We start from the raw sequence: 1,191 nt of genomic DNA on the forward strand, positions 1-1,191 counted from the left end.
GGCGATTTATAGCCTAAACCCTTTTGAATTCTCGTTTGGTTGTAGTACAACTCGATATATCTAATGATATCGGTAATGGCGGCAAATCTGGTCTTATAGTCCTGATGATATATTAACTCATTCTTTAATACGCCCCAGAAGCTCTCTATAGGTGCGTTATCAAAGCAGTTACCTTTAGCGCTCATTGAGCCTGTAAGCTGATGCTGCTTGATGATCTTATGGTAGGCATGACTACAGTACTGACTGCCTCTATCAGAGTGAACGACTAGCCCTTTACTGGGTCGTTTGTTCTTAATCGCTATGTTGAGTGCACGGCATACTAAATCTGCGGTCATACGCTTGTTAATAGCGTAACCGACAAGCTCTTTAGTGTATAAGTCTTTAACGCCTGCTAAATACAGCCAACCCTCAAGTGTCCAAATATAGGTGATGTCACTGACCCACGCTTGGTTAGGGCGACTGGCATCAAACTTCTGATCCAGTACGTTTGGATAGATCAGCTTGTTGTGATTGGAGTCGGTAGTGACTTTAAAGCGCTTGTGGCGACGGCATTTGATGCCATGTTCCTCTTTAATGCTTCTAACCATGTATAGGCTAATGTCATGGCCTTGCTCGGTGAGCGTTGCATGCAAACGTTCATAACCATAACGTTCTTTACTTTCACTGTGAGCGGCTTTAACGAGTAGCTCGCAATGGTTGCGATGTATCTGCTGCTCGCTGATATCGCGACTCAGCCAGTCGTAGTAACTTGAATGCTTAATCTTTAGCACACGGCACATAGTGGTGATGCTAAAGAAGTGCTGGTTATCTTTGATAAAGGCGTACCTGACTAGCTGTGCTTTGCAAAGTACGCCGTCGCCTTTTTTAATATCTCTCGTTCCTCTTCGGCTACTTTAAGCTGTCGTTTGAGGCGCTTGTTCTCTTCAATCACGGCTATGAGCTGTGGATCGTACTGCTCTGTTCCTACAAGCTTGCCTTGGTTGGCTTTGTTATGCCAATTAGATAAGGTCTGCATGGCGATGCCAAGCTGCTTTGCGGTCGCTGAGATATTGCCATTATTGTTTGCTATCTTCTTAACGGCTTCTGCTTTAAATTCTGTGCTGTAAGTTCTGATTTTCTTGGTCATGGTAAACTCCTGTGAATACGCTTAGTTTACCAAGTTTAGTTGTACGGTTTCTTCAGCATAGCTCA

1 protein-coding gene is annotated in these 1,191 nt (G+C 44.0%); it reads right to left on the reverse strand.

Annotation, left to right across the window (positions count from 1 at the left end; all coding sequences use genetic code 11):
- A protein-coding gene (locus AAEY80_RS14205) for an IS3 family transposase (RefSeq protein ID WP_350541748.1) occupies positions 1 to 1,126 on the reverse strand; the annotation gives its coding sequence in 2 pieces (ribosomal slippage) (positions 1 to 868 and positions 868 to 1,126; 1,127 coding nt annotated over the 2 pieces). This gene is flagged as partial in the annotation.
- Positions 1,127 to 1,191 lie beyond the last annotated feature (65 nt).

The organism is Psychrobacter sp. 78a-MNA-CIBAN-0178 (assembly GCF_040309625.1).
In the GTDB taxonomy this organism is placed as follows: domain Bacteria; phylum Pseudomonadota; class Gammaproteobacteria; order Pseudomonadales; family Moraxellaceae; genus Psychrobacter; species Psychrobacter okhotskensis.